The organism is Alloyangia pacifica, from assembly GCF_003111685.1.
GTDB lineage: Bacteria > Pseudomonadota > Alphaproteobacteria > Rhodobacterales > Rhodobacteraceae > Salipiger > Salipiger pacificus_A.
In genome coordinates this window covers 1091857-1109413 of sequence record NZ_CP022190.1, presented here as the reverse complement: position 1 = coordinate 1109413, position 17557 = coordinate 1091857, and the positions used below count along the sequence as shown (strand labels likewise).

Genomic DNA, 17557 nt, shown 5'->3' with positions numbered 1-17557 from the left:
GGGATTGAACCCGGCTTTGGCAAGGGCGCGCGTGGTTTGCGGGGTGCGCGGGGTTTCGCCGCGTCCGGCCTTCGCGCTCTCCCCTATTCTTTTACCAAGGTCGCGAGAGGCGTCTTTTATGCCGCGTTTCGATTGACCTGTGCTGCGCTGCCGCGCTACGCCAATGCGCAAGATAATTACAGCAAACAGCCAGCGGAGGACCGGCATGGCCGAGATCGAGCGCGAGTCGATGGAATACGATGTGGTGATCGTGGGGGCGGGCCCGGCAGGGCTTTCGGCCGCGATCCGGCTGAAGCAGCTCGACGCGGATCTGAACGTGGTGGTGCTCGAGAAGGGCTCCGAAGTAGGCGCGCATATCCTGTCGGGCGCGGTGCTCGACCCCTGCGGTCTCGACGCGCTGATCCCCGACTGGAAGGAGAAGGGCGCGCCGATCAGCGTGCCCGTCAAGGAAGACAAGTTCTATCTGCTTGGGGAGGCCGGCAAGGTCTCGATCCCGCACTGGCCGATGCCGAAGTTCATGTCGAACGAGGGCAACTACATCGTTTCAATGGGCAACGTCTGCCGCTGGATGGCCGAGCAGGCCGAGGCGCTCGGCGTCGAGATCTTCCCCGGCATGGCCTGCTCGGAGCTGGTCTACGGCGACAAGGGCGAGATCCGCGGCGTGGTCGCGGGCGAGTTCGGCAAGGAGGCCGACGGCACCCCGGGCCCGGGCTACGAGCCGGGCATGGAACTCTTGGGCAAATACGTCTTCCTGTCCGAGGGCGTGCGCGGCTCGCTGTCGAAGGAAGTGATCGAGACGTACAACCTGTCGGACGGTCACTGCCCGCAGAAGTTCGGCCTCGGGATGAAGGAAATCTGGGAGATTGATCCCGCCAAGCACAGCGAGGGCCGGGTCGAGCACACCATGGGCTGGCCGCTTGGCGGCAATGCCGGGGGCGGGGCCTTCATCTACCACCTGGAGAACAACCAGGTCTATGTCGGCTTCGTGGTGCACCTGAACTACAAGAACCCGCACCTCTATCCCTACATGGAGTTCCAGCGTTTCAAGCATCACCCGCATGTGGCCGAGCTGCTCGAGGGTGGCAAGCGCGTCGCCTATGGCGCGCGGGCGATCTCCGAGGGCGGCTACCAGTCGATGCCGAAAATGGTGGCACCGGGTGTGGCGCTGCTGGGCTGCTCGGTCGGCCTCGTGAACGTGCCGCGCATCAAGGGCAACCACAACGCGATGCTCTCGGGCAAGGCGGCGGCAGAGGCGGCTTTTGAGGCGATCCAGGCCGGTCGCGCCTCGGACGAGCTGACGGCTTATGAGACCGAAGTGCGCGAAGGGGCCATCGGCAAGGACCTGTGGAAAGTGCGCAACGTCAAGCCGCTCTGGTCGAAGACTGGGCTCTTCGGCTCGCTGGCGCTCGGCGGTCTCGACATGTGGACCAACAGCTTCGGCTTCTCGCTTTTCGGCACGGTCAAGCACGGCAAGAGCGACGCGGCCTCGACCGAGATGGCGGCGGGGCACCAGCCGATCGACTACCCGAAGCCCGACGGCAAGCTCAGCTTCGACCGGCTGACCAACGTTGCCTTCTCCTTCACCAACCACGAGGAGAGCCAGCCGGCGCATCTGAAGCTCAAGGACAATCGCGTGCCGGTGCTCGACAACCTGCCGAAATACGCAGGGCCCTCGCAGCGCTACTGCCCGGCGGGCGTCTATGAGTTCGTCGAGAAGGACGGCAAGACGGAGTTCGTGATCAACTTCCAGAACTGCGTGCACTGCAAGACCTGCGACATCAAGGATCCGAGTCAGAACATCACCTGGACGGTTCCACAGGGCGGAGACGGTCCAAATTACCCGAACATGTGACCTCGCGGTTGCGGTTGACGCAAGGAAATGCCCCGGCCAAGCGCCGGGGCAAATTTTTTGGGAATCCGGCTCTTGCGCCCGGTCGCGACTTTCCTGTAGAGCGGTCCGCGGAGAGGTGGCCGAGTGGTCGAAGGCGCACGCCTGGAAAGTGTGTAGGCGGGGAACCGTCTCGAGGGTTCGAATCCCTTCCTCTCCGCCACTTGCACATCGCAAACCCGAAAACAGGTCCCTCGCGGGGCCTTTTTCTTTATGTGCCAAAGGGGTTTGCAGGGACCCTCCGCCCTTCGGAGACGGCCCAGCCGCGCGAGATCGGTCTCCGAACGCCCACCGTCTCTTTCCACCCGCCCTGCGCTCTCGGCAAGACGGGTAAAAAATCCCAATATATTTCAGTGAACTGACGTGACCTGCCCACTGCCGGTCCCTCATTCATAGCGAAAGTCTGCAGGTTGGATTTGGGCATTCGGACTCCCTGTTTGACGCACGCGCACCGGTCGCGGAGCCCTCGAATTGCTCAAGCGTGCGGCGCGCTTGCTGCGGTGTCTGGTTGGCCAGGGACGAATGCGGTCTGACGGTATTGTCGTCGTAGCACCAGAGAGACAGCCTGCGGTGCGGGTCGTCCAGACTGTCGAATATCTTCTCGTTCAGAAGCGCGTCGCGCAAGCCGCCGTTGAATACCTCGGTGATGGCTGTCTGCAGTCTTTGCCAACTACAATCTGCCGGTCAGGATCGAGTGCGAGGCGACCGGCAGCTGTCTCCGGCTGCCGGACTATGATCTCGGCCAGCAAGCGTTCGAACTCACGCTGGTCTCTTCCGTCAGCCTCGCCCGGACGCAGTGCACGAGGGTCTGGTCTAGCCGGGCAGCGGCAGGCCGATCGACCGTGCTGCGGGAAGGGTGACGGGCGCGCCGGGTACCTGCGGCTCAGAGTTTCACCGGCTGCCCGGTACGGATGCTCTCGTCCGCCGCGAGGCAGATGCCCAGCGAGGCGACGGCGTCGCTCATGTGCCGGGCCAGGTCCACGTCGCCCACGATAGCGCGATAGAGGTAGTCCTGTTCGCGGTCGCAGAGCGCCTGGTGATCCGGCTCGCCTTCCATGCTCAGCCATTCGTCCTCGTGCAGAAGTTCGCCGTTCTCATCGGTCTCGGCGTGGTGCACGCGCAGCCGCGACGTCTGGGTGTGCGCGTTGATGTCCGCCGAGCCGGTCTTTTCCTCCATGACGATAGAGACGGCGCCATTCGGCGACATGACGTCCTTCACGAAATAGGCGGTCTCCGAGATCATCGGCCCCCAGCCCGCTTCGTACCAGCCGACGCTGCCATCGTCGAAGAGCACTTGGAACTGGCCATAATTGTACATGCCCTCCTTCAGCCCCTTGGCGAAGGGCACGCCCATGCCGCGCACCTCGACCGGCGTGCCGTCGGTGATCTGGCACATGACATCCACGTAATGCACGCCGCAGTCGACGATCGGCGAGGTGGTCTTGAGGATCTCCTGGTGGATCTTCCAGGCGGCGCCGCTCGACTGCTGGTTGAGGTTCATGCGGAAGGCGTAGGGGCCGCCGAGATCGCGCGCCTCGGAAATCAGCCGCATCCACGAGGGGTGGTGACGCAGGATGTAGCCGACGACCAGCTTGCGACCGTGCGCCTTGGCGGCTGCGACCACCCGCTCGGCATCTGCGACATTGGCGGCGAGCGGCTTTTCCACGAAGACATGCGCGCCCGCTTCCAGCGCCGCGACGGCGTAATCGGCGTGGGTGTCGGTATGGGTGGCGATCGAGACCACGTCGGGCTGCAGCTCGCTCAGCGCCACAGCGAAGTCATGGTGCAGCGGGTAGCCAGCAAGCGTGTCGGGCAGGTCGCGTGTTGAGCGGTTCACCAGGCCGACGATCTCGAAGCCGGGGTGGGCGTGGTAGGCGAGGGCGTGGCTCTGGCCCATCTGGCCAAGGCCTACGACCATGACAGAGAGTTTCTTGCTGGCGGGGTCGGTCATCGGCGGCTGTCGTCTTTCTTGCTGTGCGTCAGGGCGGTGAGGCGAGGTCAGGCGTCGGCTTTGGCCACCGCGCGGCGCGTCTCGGCGATCTTCTGTGCGCCCATGCTGGCCAGCGCCACGATGAAGGGCGTCGGGTTGGTCGCGGTCACCGTGGGGATGATGCCATTGCCCGCGACGTAGAGGTTCTCGAAGCCCCAGACACGGCTGTAGCGGTCGCAGACGCTGGTGCCGTCGTCGCTCTCGCCCATGCGCATCGTGCCCTGGTAGTGGAGCGAGTTGCCGGTGGGGATGCGGACCGTCGCAAAGCCGTCGAGCAAGGTGCCGAGCGTGGTGGCGATCTTCTCGGCCATCGCCTTGCCCATCTCGATGCGTTCCTGGTCGACCTCGTTGACCGGGGCGTGAATCGAGAAGCTCGGCAGCCCCTTCCAGTCGAGATTGTCCTCGTCGAAGACGATCCGGTTCTCGGGCCGGGGGTCGGCGGCGACAAAGAGCCCCATGCCGACCAGCGTGCCCTCGATCTCTTCGGGGAATGGGAATTTCGCCGGATCGTTGCCGTGAATCGTGACCGAGAAGGGGAAATCCTCGGTGTCGACGCGCGGGATCCAGGACATCGAGGTGAGCGGGCCCTCGATGTCGGTGATGAAGAAGCGGTTGATCAGATAGTGGTCGTTGATGCCGCGCCCCAGCGCCTCGGGGCGAATGCCCGATCCGTAGAGCAGCTGCGGCCCGTGCAGCGAATCCGCCGCGACAACCACGGTGCCCGCCTCGACCTTCCAGCTCTCGCCGTTGGCCATGCTGACCAGCTCGACACCGGTGGCGACGCCATTTTCATGCAGCACCCGGCGGCAGGCGGTCTCGGGCAGGATGCGGAACATCTCCTCGGGCTCGGTCACCATCTCGCCGAGGATGTGGTCGGTGCCATGGGTTATGACGCCTTCTTCGGTGACCGTGTAGGCCAGCGGCATGGGCTGCACCTTGCGGTCCTTGGGGCGACCGGGGTTGAAGACCTCGCCGAGCCGGCGGCGCATTTCCTCGGAACCCTTGCACCCGGGGAACGGATGCTTGTTCGCGCCCAGCAACGCGTCGGCCAGCTGTAGCGCGGCCTCCATCTCGGCAGCGTCGATAAACGGCACGCGCTCGGACTTCGAGGGATGCGGGCAGCCCGACGTCCATTGCACCCCCATGCCGCCGACCGACGCGGCGGCAAAGCCGGCAAAGGCTCTCTCGTCCGGCGTGTCGGTATTGGCGAAGAAGAGGCCTGGGCGGCGCAGCAGCGAGGCATCATGCTTGCCGGCCTTGCGGGCCTCCCATTCGTCACGGGTGATCGGCGCATAGCTCTCGCCGCGTTTCGGACCCTGCGCCAGAAGCTGCGCCTCGGTGCGGGCGGCATCGGGCAGGTTGTCGAGATGTCTGCCGATCTCGGGCGTCGCCTTGGGGCCGGCTTCGACCATGAGGATGCGCGCCTCGGGCCAGTCGCGGCGGATGATCCGCGCATAGGTGGACCCGGTCGGGCCACTGCCCACGATGACAACATCGGCGGCTAGGATCGTCATGGTCGGACCTCCAGGGTGACATGGGTTGGACGAGGTTCTGCGTAAATTCTTTTCATTTTTGACCGCATGAACGCTCGGCGGGGTCGCAAAGTCAATAAGGTTGTGTAAAATATTTTCGGATGCTAGCGTCCCCGAAAGGCCGGCTGACCGACGCAGCGTGGCGCCTCCGTTCCCAAGTGAAAATAAGGATTGGCCATGCAATTCGGCATCAGCTCCTACAGTTTCCAGCCGCTGCTGCGGCGCCAGGAGATCAGCCTTGAGGGGGTGTTCGAGCAAATCGCCGCCTCGGGGGGAACGCATATGGAACTGGCCACGATGACCATCGGCCAGAGCCCCGAGACCATGATGGAATATGAGCTTTACGAGGACGCAGAAACCCGGCGGCGGCTCGAGGCGGCTGCCGAAAATTCAGGCGTTGCCCTGTCGGGTCTCTGCATCCCGGCGAGCTTTATTGATGAGGACGCGGCCACGCGCCGGGCGCAGATCGACAGGGCCAAGCGCTACGTCGATCTTTGCGCAGATATCGGCGTGGGGTTTCTGCGCACCGATGTGGTCCCTTGGGCGCTGCGGCCCGAGAGCTATGTGCAGGTCGAAGCGCTCTTCCCGGTTATCGTCGAGGCTTGCCTAGAGGTGGCAGAGCATGCGGCGAGCCGTGGCGTGGTGACCAGCATCGAGAACCACGGCTTTCTGATGAATTCGAGCGAGCGCTGCCGCCGGCTCGTGCAGGCGGTGGACAGCCCGAACTTCCGCATGACGCTGGACGTGGGCAACTTCCTCTGTGTCGATGAGGATCCGCTGATGGCGACGCGCAACTGCCTCGACATCGCGAGTTTCGTGCACGTGAAGGACTTCCTCTTGCGCAAACGTTACCCGGGGCCGGGCTGGCTCGAGACGCTGGGCGGGCGGCACATCGTCGGCACGGTCTTTGGCTTTGGCGACCTGGAAACGCGGGAGATCGTCCGGGCCATCCTGAGCTCGGGCTATGATGGCTACGTATCGCTGGAGTTCGAGGGAAACGAGCCGACGCTCATGGGCTGCGACACCGGGCTTGCCAACGTGATCCGCATCTTCGACGAGGTGACGGCCGAACTGGCCGCGTGACACTGATCCCATGAGAAGGGGGCGCGCCTGTGAGTCCGGCGCGCCCCTTTGTCTTGATCGCGCCCTCAGAGCACGCGCAGCGCCTCGACCCGTTCCCGGATCTCTGCCAGCCGAGCGCGCCCGCCGCCCGGCACCTCGACCGAGGCCCAGCCGCTGTAGCCGACCCCGCGCAGCGCCGCGTTCACCGCGGCCCAGTCGCAATCGCCCTTGCCAAGCTCGACGTCGAAACCCTTCCAAGGCCCCTCGGCTTCCATCTTGGCGCGGCTGAATTCCTTGAGATCGACCCGGGTGATGCGCGCGCCCAGCACCTCGATCCAATCGGTCGGATAGCCGTTGCGCAGGAGGTTGCCGACGTCGAGGTACCAGCCCAGCAACGGGTGATCGAAGCGATCGAGGAAGGCCGCGGCCTCGAGCGGGCTGAGCAGGAAGTTGTTCCAGACGTTCTCGATGGCGATGCGCACGCCGGTGCGCTCGGCATGGGGCAGGAGCTGTTCGAGTCCCGCGATCGCGCGGTCCCAAGCGGTGGCATAGCTGACCTCTGGCCCGACGGCACCGGGCACAAGCAGCACGGTTTCCGCGCCGATGGTGCGCGCGGTCTCAAGCGCCGCGATCATTCCCTGCACACCCGCGGCGCGGGTCTCGGCGTCGGGCGAGGAGAGCGGCTGGCTCCAATGGCGCGCGTTGATCACCCCGGGCAGGGCGACGCCGCTGGCGGCGCTGGCGCCGCGCAGCTCGTCCAGCGGCATGTCCGTCGGCGCGTCGATTTCGACCCCGTCGTAGCCCAGTTCGGCGAGCATGGCGAAGGTCTCGGCGATGCTCAGCTCAGGGGCTTCGATCATACTCCACTTGAGGCTGATGCGGGCAAAGGGGAGCGGGACGGTGGACGTAGCGGTCATGGAAAGGCTGGGTCCTTGTATCGGGTGCCCGGACAAGCCGGCGTATGGCTTCCTGCGATGTTTGGAAATTTCTTTCATAAATTCGCACAAACCGCGAGGAATCTATTGCCTAGTTTCAATGTTCGCGCCAGAAAAAAGAAAATCAATTTCGTGGAGTGCCCGTCATGACCCTTCCCGGTATTCAGCGCCTGGACGCCGCCGACACCCAGGCCGGCGGCCAGGAGCGCCCCTTTTCCAAGGCCGTGCGTGCCGGGGACTTCGTCTTTGTCTCGGGTCAGGTGCCGACGCGCGACGGCGAGGTGGTCGCGGGCAATATCGCCGTTCAGACCGAAGTGGTGATCGAGAACCTCAAGGAGGTCTTGGCACTGGCGGGCTGCGGGCTTGAGCACGTGGTGAAAGTCGGCGTCTGGCTTGATGACGCGCGGGACTTCTCGTCCTTCAACGCGGTCTTCAAGAAGCACTTCAGCATTCACCCGCCAGCCCGCTCGACGGTGGAATCGCCGCTGATGGTCGATGCCAAGGTCGAGATGGACGTGATCGCCTACAACCCTCTGAAGGCCTGAGCCGCGGTGAAGATCCTGATCCTTGGGGATGCCGCGGCGGCAGCGGTGCGCGCCGCCGAGATCATTGCCGCGCAACTCACCGCCAAGCCCGCCTCGGTGCTGGGCCTCGCCACGGGCGGCACGATGGAGGCGGTTTACGAGAAGCTGATTGCGCTGCACCGCGTCGGACGCGCCTCCTTTGCCGGAGCGCAGAGCTTCAATCTCGATGAATACGTCGGGCTTTCGGGCGATCATCCCTGTTCCTACCGCCGCTACATGGCCGAGAAGCTCTTCGACCAGATCGACATCGTGCCAGACGCGGCGCATCTGCCCATGGGCGAGGCCGCGGATGCGGAGGCCGAGGCGGTGCGCTACGAGGCGGCCATCGTCGCGGCGGGCGACATCGACCTGCAGTTGCTGGGGCTGGGGCTGAACGGCCACATCGGCTTCAACGAGCCGACCTCGAGCCTCAGCTCGATCACCCGGCTGAAGACGCTGGAGCGTTCGACTCGCGAGGCCAACAGCCGTTACTTCCCCGAGGGCGAGGAACCGCCGCGACTGGCGATCACCATGGGCATCGGCACGATCATGCGGGCGCGCGAGGTGTTGCTGGTCGCGACCGGCACGGCCAAGGCACGGGCGGTGGCGCAGGTCGTCGAGGGGCCGGTCTCGGCGCGCTGGCCGGGAAGTGTCTTGCAGATGCACCGCCATGCGACGCTGGTCCTCGACCGGGCTGCGGCCAGCGAGCTGGAGCTCTTCGACTACTATCTGGATGTGCACCCCGAGTGAGGCGACTGCCGGTCACGGGGAGAGGGTGGCCCTAGGGCCGCCCGCTGCGGTCCTCGAGCAGGCGTTTTAGCCCGGCCACGGTGGCGGCATCGGTGCGCCGTGCCCCCTCGGTCTGGAAGCCGAAGCGGGCAATGGCGCCGCTTGCGGGATCGGGCTGCGAGGCGGACGCATGCACGTCGCTCGGATCGAGAGCCGCGAGCAGGCCGGGGAGGGTGGCGGCAGAGATCCCGGCGCCGGGCATGATGCTCAGCTGGCCCGCGGCGTGCGCGGACATTTCCTGCAGGCGCGTGATGCCTTCAACGGCCGACAGCGCGCCTCCCGAGCTTAGAATGCGCGAGATGCCGAGCTCTGCCGACTGGTCGATGGCTTCGAACGCGTCTTCGATGAGGTCGATGCAGCGGTGCAGGGTGAGATCGAGCCCCTGTGCCGCCGCAACCAGTCGCTGCATGACGGGAAGGTCGAGCGTCACGGTGCCTGCGCCGGAGCGCGTCGCGCCGATCACCACGCCCGCGAGGCGCGCGCGCGCGACGGCGGCGATCTCGACTTCCATCGCGAGGACCTCATCCTCGCTCCAGTCGAAGCCTCCGGCACGGGGGCGGATCATCGCCACAACCGGGATCGGCGCACGGGCGGCAAGGTGTATCAGCCCTTGCGTCGGCGTCAGCCCACCAAGCGCCAGCGCCGAGCAGAGCTCTATGCGGTCCGCACCGCCCTCGACGGCGGCGGCAAGGCCAGCGGGGCTGTCGACACAAATTTCCAGGGTGCGGGTCATGGCCTCTCCTCTGCGGCGGCGGGTGTGAGCGGATGCCAGCGTTCCAGTGCCACGAGGCCGAGCGCCCCGGCAAGCCCGGCGGCGATGCCCATGAAGGCGACCGTGGAATAGCTGCCGATGGTGGTGCCGAAGCCGAAAAGCCCGGCGGCGATGGCGCCCGCAAGAAAGAGGTTCAGCGAGATCAGCGAGGCCGAAAGACCGGGACGATCCGCGATCAGCTCCTGCAGGTAGCCGAGCGGCAGGGTGATCAGCGCCGAGGCCGCGGTGCCTCCGAGAAAGGCGCCGGCGATGATCATGCCGGGCGAGGTTGCCAGAGCGATGGTGCCCAGATAGCCGGTATAGAGCGCCATGGCGATGGCCAGCGTGGTGACCGTCGAGATGTGGCGTGTGACCCGCGCCCAGCCGAGCAGGAAGAGCAGTTCCATGCCCGCGACGATGCCGACGGTGATGCCGACATCGCCGTTGGTGCCCCCGGCGCGGCCGGTCATGATCAGCGGCATGACGGCGGCATGCACGTGGATCGCCGAGGTGATCGCGGCGGTTCCGACCACGCGCAGGGTCACCGCGGGGCGCGCCAGCAGCCCGAAGGCGCCGAGCAGCGAGACCTTCGGCGGCCGCTTTGCCGGATCTCCGCTGCCGCCGCGGGGCATGGCGAGTTTAAGCACGATCAGCACAGCCGTGGCGGCCAGCGCCGCGACGAGGAAGGCAGGCAGCATCGAGCCGCGCCCGGCGAGTGCAAAACCCAGCATCCCGGGCACGAGGATCCAGGCCGCCGAGACCATGCCGCGCAGGACCGAGGACATGGCGGCGCGGTCGGCGCGCGGCAACCCGTCGGAAAACACCCGCCCGGCTGCGAAGAGCATGGGCGTCAGTCCGCTGAAGATCGACACCGGCAGCAGCAGCGCGGGCACGAAGACTGCGGGCTGCGGGAAGAGGAAGATCGCCGCATAGCCGGCGATGCCGATCGCGGCGAGCCACATGAGCAACTTGCGGTAGCCCGTATCGCGGTCCGCCAGCATGCCGAGGTAGATCGAGGCCAGCACGTTGATGATCGCCGCCGTCAGGGTGAGCGCCGAGAAGGCGCCGTCCGAGAGGCCGAGCTCGCGGATCGCCACCACCGATTTGTAGGGCGCGGTCGAGGCCGCGGCGATGCCGCAAAAGAAGACCGCTGTTGCGCAGGCCCGCAGGCCCTGCGAGGCGCGGAGCGATTTGAGGATGTCGAACATCGGGCTCTCGGAGGGATGCGGCCCGCGGGCCGAGGCGGAACGGACGGCTCCTCGGCGCGGCTCCATGCGCCGAGGGGCCTGAGGTGCTGTCAGCTCAGGCGCGGGCCGAGCGGGTGGGAGCGGGCGTGAAGGTGGCCTTTGTGTCCCAGGGGTAGAGGCCCGGTGCGCGGTGGTGGCTCTCGAGGCGCGGGATGTCCTGGTTCACCACGCCATCGGTCAACGCCATGAGGTTCGGACTGGCAATCGGCGCAAGGTCGGGCGAGAGATATCCCGACTTTACAACCAGCAGGCTGACCTTGCGCGGGTCGAGGCCGAGCAGTTCGAAGTCCTCGAAGTTGTGGAAGGGCCGGCGCCGCGCGGCGAGCACGAGGGTGATACCCCCGGTCTTCACCACTGCTTGGGCAAAGGCGCCGCCGGTGCCCTCCACGAGGGTCACCACGGTGAACCGCGCGGTGGCCGAGCTGCCTGCCGGGTCGAGCTTCGCGCCGACGGTCAGCTCCAGTTCGGCGCCGACCCCGGCGGCGAAGCACGCCGCGACCGCCTTGGGATCGGTGATCCCGGCGATCAGCGCGTCCTGCCAGTCCCGTTCAATCAGCGCCTTAAGCACCAACCCGTTGTCACCGACCCCGCCGCCGGTGGGGTTGTCGCCGCTCTCGGCGAGGATCACCGGCGCGGTGCCCGCCTTGGCGGCGATATCCAGCATTTCGCTCAGCGGGCCGGTGACCGGGCCGAAGGCAAAGGCGCCGCGCGCATCCCAGTAGGCCTGGGCCAATTCGCTGGCGACGGCCTCGGCCTCGGCGGCATCGGTGGCGGTGACGATGGCGGCGGCGGTGCCGCGCGGCTCGTCGGCCCAGACGTAGCCGACCATCTGGTCGGCGGACCAGATGCCGGGGCGCCGGTCATGGGCAGGCAGGGCAGCATAGAGCGACTTGGCGGGCTCATCCTCGGTCGAAGAGCGTTCGCCCGGCATCAGCACCGGGATCTTCGCCCAGGTGACAAAAGGGCGCGCGCCGCTGCGCAGGCAGCGCAGCAGCATCTCCCAGGCGCGCTGCATGGTCTCGGTCACGTCGATATGCGGCGCAGTACGATAGGCGGCGAACATGTCGATCTGGTCGATGATCCGCTGGCTGACGTTGCCGTGCAGGTCGTAGCTGACCGAGATCGGCACCTCGGGGCCGACAAGATCGCGCACCGCCTTGATCCAGTCGCCCTCGGCGTCCCACATGCCGTCCACGTGCATCGCGCCATGCATGGCGAGGTAGACGCCGTCGAGCGGCAGCGCCGCCTCGAGCCGGGACAGCAGGTCGGACTTGAAGCCCTCGTAAGCCGGACGGTCCACCGGCCCGCCGGGGACGGCGCGGGCGTGCAGCAGCGGCAGGATCTCGATGTCGTCCTGCGGCAGGAAGGCGAAATAGGCCGAGGCGGTCAGCTCCGCGCCGCGCATCACCGTGAAATCCTCGGCACGGATGAGCACCGGGTTGTAGGTCGAGCATTCGGTATGGATGCCGCCGACGGCGATCCGTTTCTTCGGGGTCATGGTGGTCGGGCCTGTTGGTTTGGCGTTGCGGAGGGGGCCGCGTTGGCGCGACCTCTTGAGGAGGGGCTCAGTCGCCCAGAAGCTGTCGGTCGTCGCCGTCGCGGTGGCGGATCAGGCTCTCCTTGATCCGGCGCAGGGTGGCGGCGCTCTCGGTCCGGTTGGTGTAGGCGACGAGGTTCGCAAGGATGTCGACGACGGCCAGCATGGCGTAGCGGGTCGAGGTGGGGCGGAAGATGTTCTCGCCCTCGGGAAGGACCACCGACAGCACCACGTCGGCGGCCTCGGACACCGGAGAGCCGGACTGGGTGAGCGCGATGGTCGTCGCTCCCTGATCGCGGGCAAGACCGAAGGCGCGCACCAGCTCGGCGTTGCGCCCCGAGAAGGACGAGCCGAACACCACGTCCCGCTGGGTCACCGCCGAGGCCTGCATCATCTGCATGCCGTGGTCGGTGGAAGTGGTGATCCGCGCACCGAGGCGGAACAGGCGGTTCTGCATCTCGTTGACGATCATCGACGAGTTGCCGCCCGAGCCGAAGGCATAGATCATCTCGGCCCGTGAGAGGGTTTCCGCGGCGCGTTCCATGGCTGACATGTCGAGCGCGTCATGCATCATGAAGAGCGCTTTCTGGGCCTTGGTCACAATGTCTTCGGCCACCTCCGAAGGGGTCGAGGACTTTGCCTCCGGGCGCAGGTAGCGCAGCCCGACGTAGGAGGACTTGGCCAGGGTGACCTTGAAATCCGAGAAGGAGTTGCAGCCGAGCCGGCGGCAGAAGCGGGTCACGGTGGGGGGCGACACTTCGGCCCTTGCGGCGAGGTCGGTGATCGAGGCATTGGTGGCGAAGTCGATGTCCTTCAGCACAAGGTCGGCGATGCGCTGCTCGGACTGTGAGAGCTTCAGCCCTTCCTGCATCAGCGTTGCGAAGATATCCATGGGCTGACCCCCTCGAAGATTCCATCGGACAGGACACTCCACAGAGCCGAAGGTGCGCGGATTTTGCTCTTGTCCGAAAATCATTTTCTTATTTTCGTTGACACTTTCGCATGCGGGCGGAAAAGTGGCCAGTGTTTTCGGTAATCTACGAAAATAATTTGCAACATGACACGGAATGAGGCCGCCGAGATGCGTGATCCGATGCAGAACCCCTTTGCGCCCGAGGACAGCGCCCGCCACGCCATCTGGGAGATGCTGGTGCCGCGCGACATCGATGCCTTCATCGGTGCCGACTGGGGGATGATCGAGGGCGATTTCCTCTCCGAGAACTTCATCGGGATGAACGGAAATTTCAATCCCGATCCGCAGACGTGGACGCTCTCCTTCGCCTCGCTCGAGGCTTATCGCGACGAATGGCTGCGGCAGGCCGCGGAGGGGCAGAGGACCGACTACGCCGAGGATCCCCGCGCCGGCATCTTCCGCGCCACCAAGCTCGAGGAGATCGAGGTTGACGGCGCTGTGGCGCTGGTGCGCAAGAAGTTCGACGGGATCCTCAAGCGTGCCGATGGGGGCGAGGATCGGCTGCTGTGGCAGACGCTGTACACCTGTCGCGAGACCGCGGACGGCTGGAAAATCGCCGGATTCGTGGGCTACCTGCCTTACGCGGGGCACTGATGCCGGGTCTCGCGAATATCTGGCCGGCGCCCGGCACGCCGCTTTCCGAACTGCTGACCCCGCTGCCAGTCATCGACGAGGCGCGCATGGCGGACAACATCGCCCGCGCCCAGGCGTATATGGACAGGCTCGGCCGGGCTTTCCGCCCGCATATCAAGACGCACAAGCTGCCCGAGGTCGCGCGCGCGCAGCTCGAGGCAGGGGCAGTGGGGATCAACTGCCAGAAGGTGACCGAGGCAGAGGTCTTCGCCGAGGCCGGCTTCGACGACATCCTGATCACCTACAACATCCTCGGCGCGGCAAGGCTGGCGCGGCTCAAGGCGCTGAAGGCGCGCGTGGCGCGTCTTGCGGTTACGGCGGACAGTTTTGAGGTCGTGGCCGGCCTCGCCGCCACCTTCTGCGCCGATGCGCCGCTGACAGTGCTGGTCGAATGCGACACCGGCGGCGGGCGCTGCGGCGTGCAGACGCCGTCGGCCGCGGCGGCGCTTGCTGCCGAGATCGCGGCGGCCGGCGGGCTCCGCTTCGGCGGTCTGATGACCTACCCGGCGCCCGGCGGGGCCGCGGCGGTCGAGAGTTTCGTATCCTCGGCCAAGGCGCTTCTGGACGATGCTGGGCTCGGCTGTCCGGCGGTGACGGTCGGCGGCACTCCGGATTTCTTTGCGGCAGGGGACATCCCTTCGGCGACCGAGCACCGCGCGGGGACCTATGTCTACAACGACCGTGCCATGGTGCGCGCGGGGCATGCCAGCCTCGATGAGTGCGCCATGCATATTCTCGTCACCGTGGTTTCGCGCCCGACGCCGGATCGGGCGGTGATCGACGCGGGCTCCAAGGCGCTGACCTCTGATTTGCTCGGCTTTCAGGATCACGGGCTGATCGTCGAATACCCCGGTGCGCGGATCACCGGTCTGTCGGAAGAGCACGGCGTGGTGGACCTGTCGGGAATCGCGGGCGAGGGGCCCAAGGTGGGCGAGGTGCTGCGGGTGATCCCGAACCACACCTGCGTGGTCACCAATCTCTTCGACCGGATGGTCTTCCACGACGGCGAGAAGGTCACCCGGGTGCTTAAGGTGGCGGCGCGCGGCACCGTCTGGTGAGCCAGGAACCGCTCGGCCCCCGAGCGCTCTATGCGCGAGCTCCGGAGTGAAGAAAATGCCCCCGCGATCCCTGCGGGGGCATTGTTGTTTCAATCTGCGACCAGCCCGTGAGTGAGCCCGCCAAGGTGCCTCAGGCGGTGGCCGCTGCCGGGATCGGCATCGAGCTGTCGACCTTGCGGGCGAGGGCCATGCCGTCGGCGTCAAAGAGGTGGCAGTCGGCGGCGAGGAAGGAGAGCGTCGCGGGTGTCGCCGGGGCCACCGGAGAGGATCCGGGCAGCAAGGCCGAGATCGTGCCCACGCCCTCGAGTTCGGCATAGGCCACGGTGTTCACCCCCAGCCGTTCGACGACATTCGGGATCACGTCGATCGACAGATCGCCGCCGGCCTGGCTCAGGTGCTCGGGGCGGATGCCCAACGTGATCTGGTGGCCTTCGAGACTGCGGGGCGCCTCGACCGGCACGGTGATCGTGCCGCCAGTGTTCAGGCTCACCGTGGCGCCCTCGGGACCGACCTTTGTGCAGGTGCCGGGGAGGAAGTTCATCCGCGGGTTGCCGATGAAGCCCGCGACGAACAGGTTGTCGGGCTTGTGGTAAAGCTCGAGCGGCGCGCCGACCTGGCTGATGCTGCCGCCGTCGAGCACCACGATGCGGTCGGCCATGGTCATCGCCTCGACCTGGTCGTGTGTGACGTAGATCATCGTCGCCTTGAGTTTCTTGTGCAGCGCGGTCAGCTCGATGCGCATCTCGGCACGCAGCGCGGCGTCGAGGTTCGACAGCGGCTCGTCAAACAAGAAGATAGATGGCTGACGCACGATGGCCCGGCCGATGGCGACCCGCTGGCGCTGTCCGCCAGAGAGGTTGCCCGGCTTCTGCTGCAGCCGGTTCTCCAGTTGCAGCACCCGCGCCGCGCGCATCACACGCTCTTTGATCTCGGCCTCAGGGAGCTTCTCGACGCGCAGCGGAAAGGCAATGTTCTCGAAGACCGACATATGCGGATAGAGCGCGTAGGATTGGAACACCATGGCGATGCCGCGCTTGACCGGCGGCAGGTCGTTGACGCGGATTCCGTCGATGGTGCATGCGCCCTCGGTGATCTCTTCCAGCCCGCAGATCATCCGCAGCAGCGTGGACTTGCCGCACCCCGAAGGCCCGACGAAGACGACGAATTCGCCATCCCGGATGTCGAGGTCGATCCCATGGATGACCTCAAATTTGTTGAAGCGTTTCTTCACACCGCTCAGGGCAAGCTGTCCCAAGGGAAAGTCCTTTCCTATTCAAGCGGTCCGGACCCGAAGGTCCGGACCATGAGAACCCATGCGGGCTCGGATCAATCAGCGCTGGGTCACTCGAGCTCTTTGAGCGCGGCGTCGGCCTTGGCCAGCGCGTCGGCGGGCTCGGCCGCGCCGGTGACCACGGATTGCACCATCTCGATCATGACGTTCTGGAAGCCACGGTAGTCGGTGAAGAGCGGCTCCGGACCACCGAACTCGATGCCGTCGATATAGGGCGCCCAGTAGGGGGTCTCCGCGACCAGCGCGTCGATGTTGGCGGAGGGGCGCAGCGGCGTCAGGCCTTCGGCGAGGTCATATTCTTCCTGCGCTTCCGGCGCGGTGAGGAATTTCGCCAGCTCGACGGCCTTTTCCTCGTAGCCGGAGCCCGAGAAAACGGCGAGGCTGTCGGTGATCAGCAGCGTGCCCGGGCCTTGGGCCTCCGGACCGAGCGGCAGGTTGGCCACGCCCCAGTTGATGTCGGTGTCCTCTAGGCGCGAGACAGCGGCGATCGAGGCGTGCATCATCGCCACCCCGCTGTCGAGGAAGATCGCGCGGACCTCGTTCTGCTCGTAGGCGGTCGGGCCTTCCTCCGAGTAGGGCACCAGCGCCTTGTAGGCTTCCAACGCCTCGAGGTTCTGGGGCGAGTCCAGCACGATGTTGCCCTCGGCGTCCACGACCTGGCCGTTGTTGGTATACACCCAATGCAGGAACTGGTGCATGGTATTGTCGAAAGTCTTGGCGACGAGGCCGAAGCCGGCGCTGTCGGTGTTCTCGGTGACGGCCTTGGCGGCGTCGATGACCTCGGCCCATGTCTTGGGCGGGCTTTCCGGATCGAGGCCGGCTTCCTTGAAGAGATCCTTGTTCCAGTAGAAGGCCTTGGTCGAGAAGGCGACCGGAACGCCCCACTGCTCACCCTGATAGGTCACGGTGTCGACCACGTTGGGGTAGTAGGAGGCCTTTTCCTCGTCGCTCATCGGCACCGGCTCGATCAGGCCGAACTCGGCAAATTCCTTCAGCGTCCGCGAGCCGACGTAGGCGAGACCCACGGGGGTGCCTGCGACGGCGAGCGTGGTCACCTTGTCCTGGCATTGGCCCCAGCCGACGACTTCTGGCGCGACGGTCCAGCCTTCGTTCTGGGCTTCCCACTGGTCGATATACTTCTGGTGGACCGGGTTCATCGTGTCGCCGCAGACAATCATGGTGATCTCTTCGGCCATGGCGGGCATCGCGGCGGTCAGCGCGACGAGCGCGGCGCCGGTGCGAAGAAGGGTCTTGGTCATTCCTGTTCTCTCCTGTTGGTGCCCTTTCGGGCGGGGCCGTTTCTTGCCG

General features: G+C 66.0%; 15 protein-coding genes, 1 tRNA gene and 1 pseudogene. 7 read left to right on the top strand and 10 right to left on the bottom strand.

Features of this window, described 5'->3' with window-relative positions; translation table 11 throughout:
- Nucleotides 1-205: 205 nt before the first annotated feature.
- Both CEW88_RS18105 and CEW88_RS18100 read left to right on the top strand, forming a co-directional pair.
- Nucleotides 206-1852, top strand: coding sequence for an electron transfer flavoprotein-ubiquinone oxidoreductase (locus CEW88_RS18105; RefSeq protein WP_108969470.1), 1647 nt, complete (start codon nucleotides 206-208; stop codon nucleotides 1850-1852).
- A 109-nt stretch (nucleotides 1853-1961) separates the two neighbouring features.
- Nucleotides 1962-2051: transfer RNA gene (locus CEW88_RS18100), tRNA-Ser, on the top strand.
- A 227-nt stretch (nucleotides 2052-2278) separates the two neighbouring features.
- Here CEW88_RS18100 and CEW88_RS18095 read toward each other — a convergent pair.
- The 3 genes and pseudogenes from CEW88_RS18095 to CEW88_RS18085 form a co-directional block, all read right to left on the bottom strand.
- Nucleotides 2279-2545 (bottom strand): annotated as a pseudogene (locus CEW88_RS18095) (integrase core domain-containing protein); the annotation flags it as partial.
- Nucleotides 2546-2771: 226 nt separating this feature from the next.
- Nucleotides 2772-3839 carry a Gfo/Idh/MocA family protein gene (locus tag CEW88_RS18090; RefSeq protein ID WP_108969468.1) on the bottom strand — a complete coding sequence of 356 codons (1068 nt, stop codon included), beginning with the start codon at nucleotides 3837-3839 and terminating at the stop codon, nucleotides 2772-2774.
- Nucleotides 3840-3886: 47 nt separating this feature from the next.
- Nucleotides 3887-5392: a GMC oxidoreductase gene (locus CEW88_RS18085; protein WP_159099658.1), complete on the bottom strand. Its 1506-nt coding sequence runs from the start codon at nucleotides 5390-5392 to the stop codon at nucleotides 3887-3889.
- Between the two features lie 195 nt (nucleotides 5393-5587).
- On the opposite strand from CEW88_RS18085, the gene CEW88_RS18080 reads away from it, so the two are divergent.
- On the top strand, nucleotides 5588-6493 hold the full coding sequence (locus tag CEW88_RS18080; RefSeq protein WP_108969926.1) for a sugar phosphate isomerase/epimerase family protein: 906 nt from the start codon (nucleotides 5588-5590) through the stop codon (nucleotides 6491-6493).
- A 65-nt stretch (nucleotides 6494-6558) separates the two neighbouring features.
- On the opposite strand, the gene CEW88_RS18075 is transcribed toward CEW88_RS18080, so the two are convergent.
- The gene (locus CEW88_RS18075) at nucleotides 6559-7389 is read right to left on the bottom strand and encodes a sugar phosphate isomerase/epimerase family protein (protein WP_217626457.1); all 831 of its coding nucleotides are present in this window, start codon (nucleotides 7387-7389) and stop codon (nucleotides 6559-6561) included.
- Between the two features lie 164 nt (nucleotides 7390-7553).
- Here CEW88_RS18075 and CEW88_RS18070 point away from each other — a divergent pair, with 164 nt between their 5' ends.
- Nucleotides 7554-7952 (top strand): RidA family protein, encoded by a 399-nt coding sequence (locus CEW88_RS18070; RefSeq protein ID WP_108969465.1) that lies wholly within the window; start codon nucleotides 7554-7556, stop codon nucleotides 7950-7952.
- Between the two features lie 6 nt (nucleotides 7953-7958).
- Nucleotides 7959-8720, top strand: a complete 762-nt coding sequence (gene nagB, locus CEW88_RS18065; RefSeq protein ID WP_108969463.1) for a glucosamine-6-phosphate deaminase — start codon at nucleotides 7959-7961, stop codon at nucleotides 8718-8720.
- Between the two features lie 31 nt (nucleotides 8721-8751).
- On the opposite strand, the gene CEW88_RS18060 is transcribed toward nagB, so the two are convergent.
- The 4 genes from CEW88_RS18060 to CEW88_RS18045 all read right to left on the bottom strand — a co-directional run bounded on the left by CEW88_RS18060 (nucleotide 8752) and on the right by CEW88_RS18045 (nucleotide 13186).
- Nucleotides 8752-9492, bottom strand: a complete 741-nt coding sequence (locus tag CEW88_RS18060; protein ID WP_108969462.1) for a copper homeostasis protein CutC — start codon at nucleotides 9490-9492, stop codon at nucleotides 8752-8754.
- Nucleotides 9489-10718, bottom strand: a complete 1230-nt coding sequence (locus CEW88_RS18055; protein ID WP_159099657.1) for an MFS transporter — start codon at nucleotides 10716-10718, stop codon at nucleotides 9489-9491. The genes CEW88_RS18060 and CEW88_RS18055 overlap by 4 nt, the downstream gene beginning before the upstream one ends.
- 94 nt (nucleotides 10719-10812) lie before the next feature.
- Nucleotides 10813-12255, bottom strand: a complete 1443-nt coding sequence (locus CEW88_RS18050; RefSeq protein WP_108969459.1) for a M81 family metallopeptidase — start codon at nucleotides 12253-12255, stop codon at nucleotides 10813-10815.
- A 67-nt stretch (nucleotides 12256-12322) separates the two neighbouring features.
- Nucleotides 12323-13186, bottom strand: a complete 864-nt coding sequence (locus CEW88_RS18045; protein WP_108969457.1) for a MurR/RpiR family transcriptional regulator — start codon at nucleotides 13184-13186, stop codon at nucleotides 12323-12325.
- A gap of 165 nt (nucleotides 13187-13351) precedes the next feature.
- Here CEW88_RS18045 and CEW88_RS18040 point away from each other — a divergent pair, with 165 nt between their 5' ends.
- Together CEW88_RS18040 and CEW88_RS18035 are read left to right on the top strand one after the other, a co-directional pair.
- Entirely contained in the window at nucleotides 13352-13861 is a 510-nt protein-coding gene (locus tag CEW88_RS18040; protein WP_217626456.1) for a hypothetical protein, read from the top strand.
- Nucleotides 13861-14958 carry a D-TA family PLP-dependent enzyme gene (locus tag CEW88_RS18035; protein ID WP_108969455.1) on the top strand — a complete coding sequence of 366 codons (1098 nt, stop codon included), beginning with the start codon at nucleotides 13861-13863 and terminating at the stop codon, nucleotides 14956-14958. Before CEW88_RS18040 ends, CEW88_RS18035 begins: the two co-directional genes overlap by 1 nt.
- A 130-nt stretch (nucleotides 14959-15088) precedes the next feature.
- Here CEW88_RS18035 and CEW88_RS18030 read toward each other — a convergent pair whose 3' ends face one another.
- Nucleotides 15089-16213 carry an ABC transporter ATP-binding protein gene (locus tag CEW88_RS18030; RefSeq protein WP_108969454.1) on the bottom strand — a complete coding sequence of 375 codons (1125 nt, stop codon included), beginning with the start codon at nucleotides 16211-16213 and terminating at the stop codon, nucleotides 15089-15091.
- Nucleotides 16214-16299: 86 nt separating this feature from the next.
- Complete coding sequence (locus CEW88_RS18025; RefSeq protein ID WP_108969452.1) at nucleotides 16300-17508, bottom strand: ABC transporter substrate-binding protein; 1209 nt, start codon at nucleotides 17506-17508, stop codon at nucleotides 16300-16302.
- Nucleotides 17509-17557: the final 49 nt, after the last annotated feature.

Excerpts from the sequence above, each read along its gene's own strand:
- CEW88_RS18070 (WP_108969465.1), top strand. The coding sequence starts at position 7,554 with ATGACCCTTCCCGGTATTCAGCGCCTGGACGCCGCCGACACCCAGGCC.
- CEW88_RS18060 (WP_108969462.1), bottom strand. The coding sequence starts at position 9,492 with ATGACCCGCACCCTGGAAATTTGTGTCGACAGCCCCGCTGGCCTTGCC.
- CEW88_RS18035 (WP_108969455.1), top strand. The coding sequence starts at position 13,861 with ATGCCGGGTCTCGCGAATATCTGGCCGGCGCCCGGCACGCCGCTTTCC.
- CEW88_RS18090 (WP_108969468.1), bottom strand. The coding sequence starts at position 3,839 with ATGACCGACCCCGCCAGCAAGAAACTCTCTGTCATGGTCGTAGGCCTT.
- CEW88_RS18055 (WP_159099657.1), bottom strand. The coding sequence starts at position 10,718 with ATGTTCGACATCCTCAAATCGCTCCGCGCCTCGCAGGGCCTGCGGGCC.
- CEW88_RS18025 (WP_108969452.1), bottom strand. The coding sequence starts at position 17,508 with ATGACCAAGACCCTTCTTCGCACCGGCGCCGCGCTCGTCGCGCTGACC.
- CEW88_RS18045 (WP_108969457.1), bottom strand. The coding sequence starts at position 13,186 with ATGGATATCTTCGCAACGCTGATGCAGGAAGGGCTGAAGCTCTCACAG.
- CEW88_RS18080 (WP_108969926.1), top strand. The coding sequence starts at position 5,588 with ATGCAATTCGGCATCAGCTCCTACAGTTTCCAGCCGCTGCTGCGGCGC.
- CEW88_RS18050 (WP_108969459.1), bottom strand. The coding sequence starts at position 12,255 with ATGACCCCGAAGAAACGGATCGCCGTCGGCGGCATCCATACCGAATGC.
- CEW88_RS18085 (WP_159099658.1), bottom strand. The coding sequence starts at position 5,392 with ATGACGATCCTAGCCGCCGATGTTGTCATCGTGGGCAGTGGCCCGACC.
- CEW88_RS18105 (WP_108969470.1), top strand. The coding sequence starts at position 206 with ATGGCCGAGATCGAGCGCGAGTCGATGGAATACGATGTGGTGATCGTG.
- CEW88_RS18075 (WP_217626457.1), bottom strand. The coding sequence starts at position 7,389 with ATGACCGCTACGTCCACCGTCCCGCTCCCCTTTGCCCGCATCAGCCTC.
- CEW88_RS18040 (WP_217626456.1), top strand. The coding sequence starts at position 13,352 with ATGACACGGAATGAGGCCGCCGAGATGCGTGATCCGATGCAGAACCCC.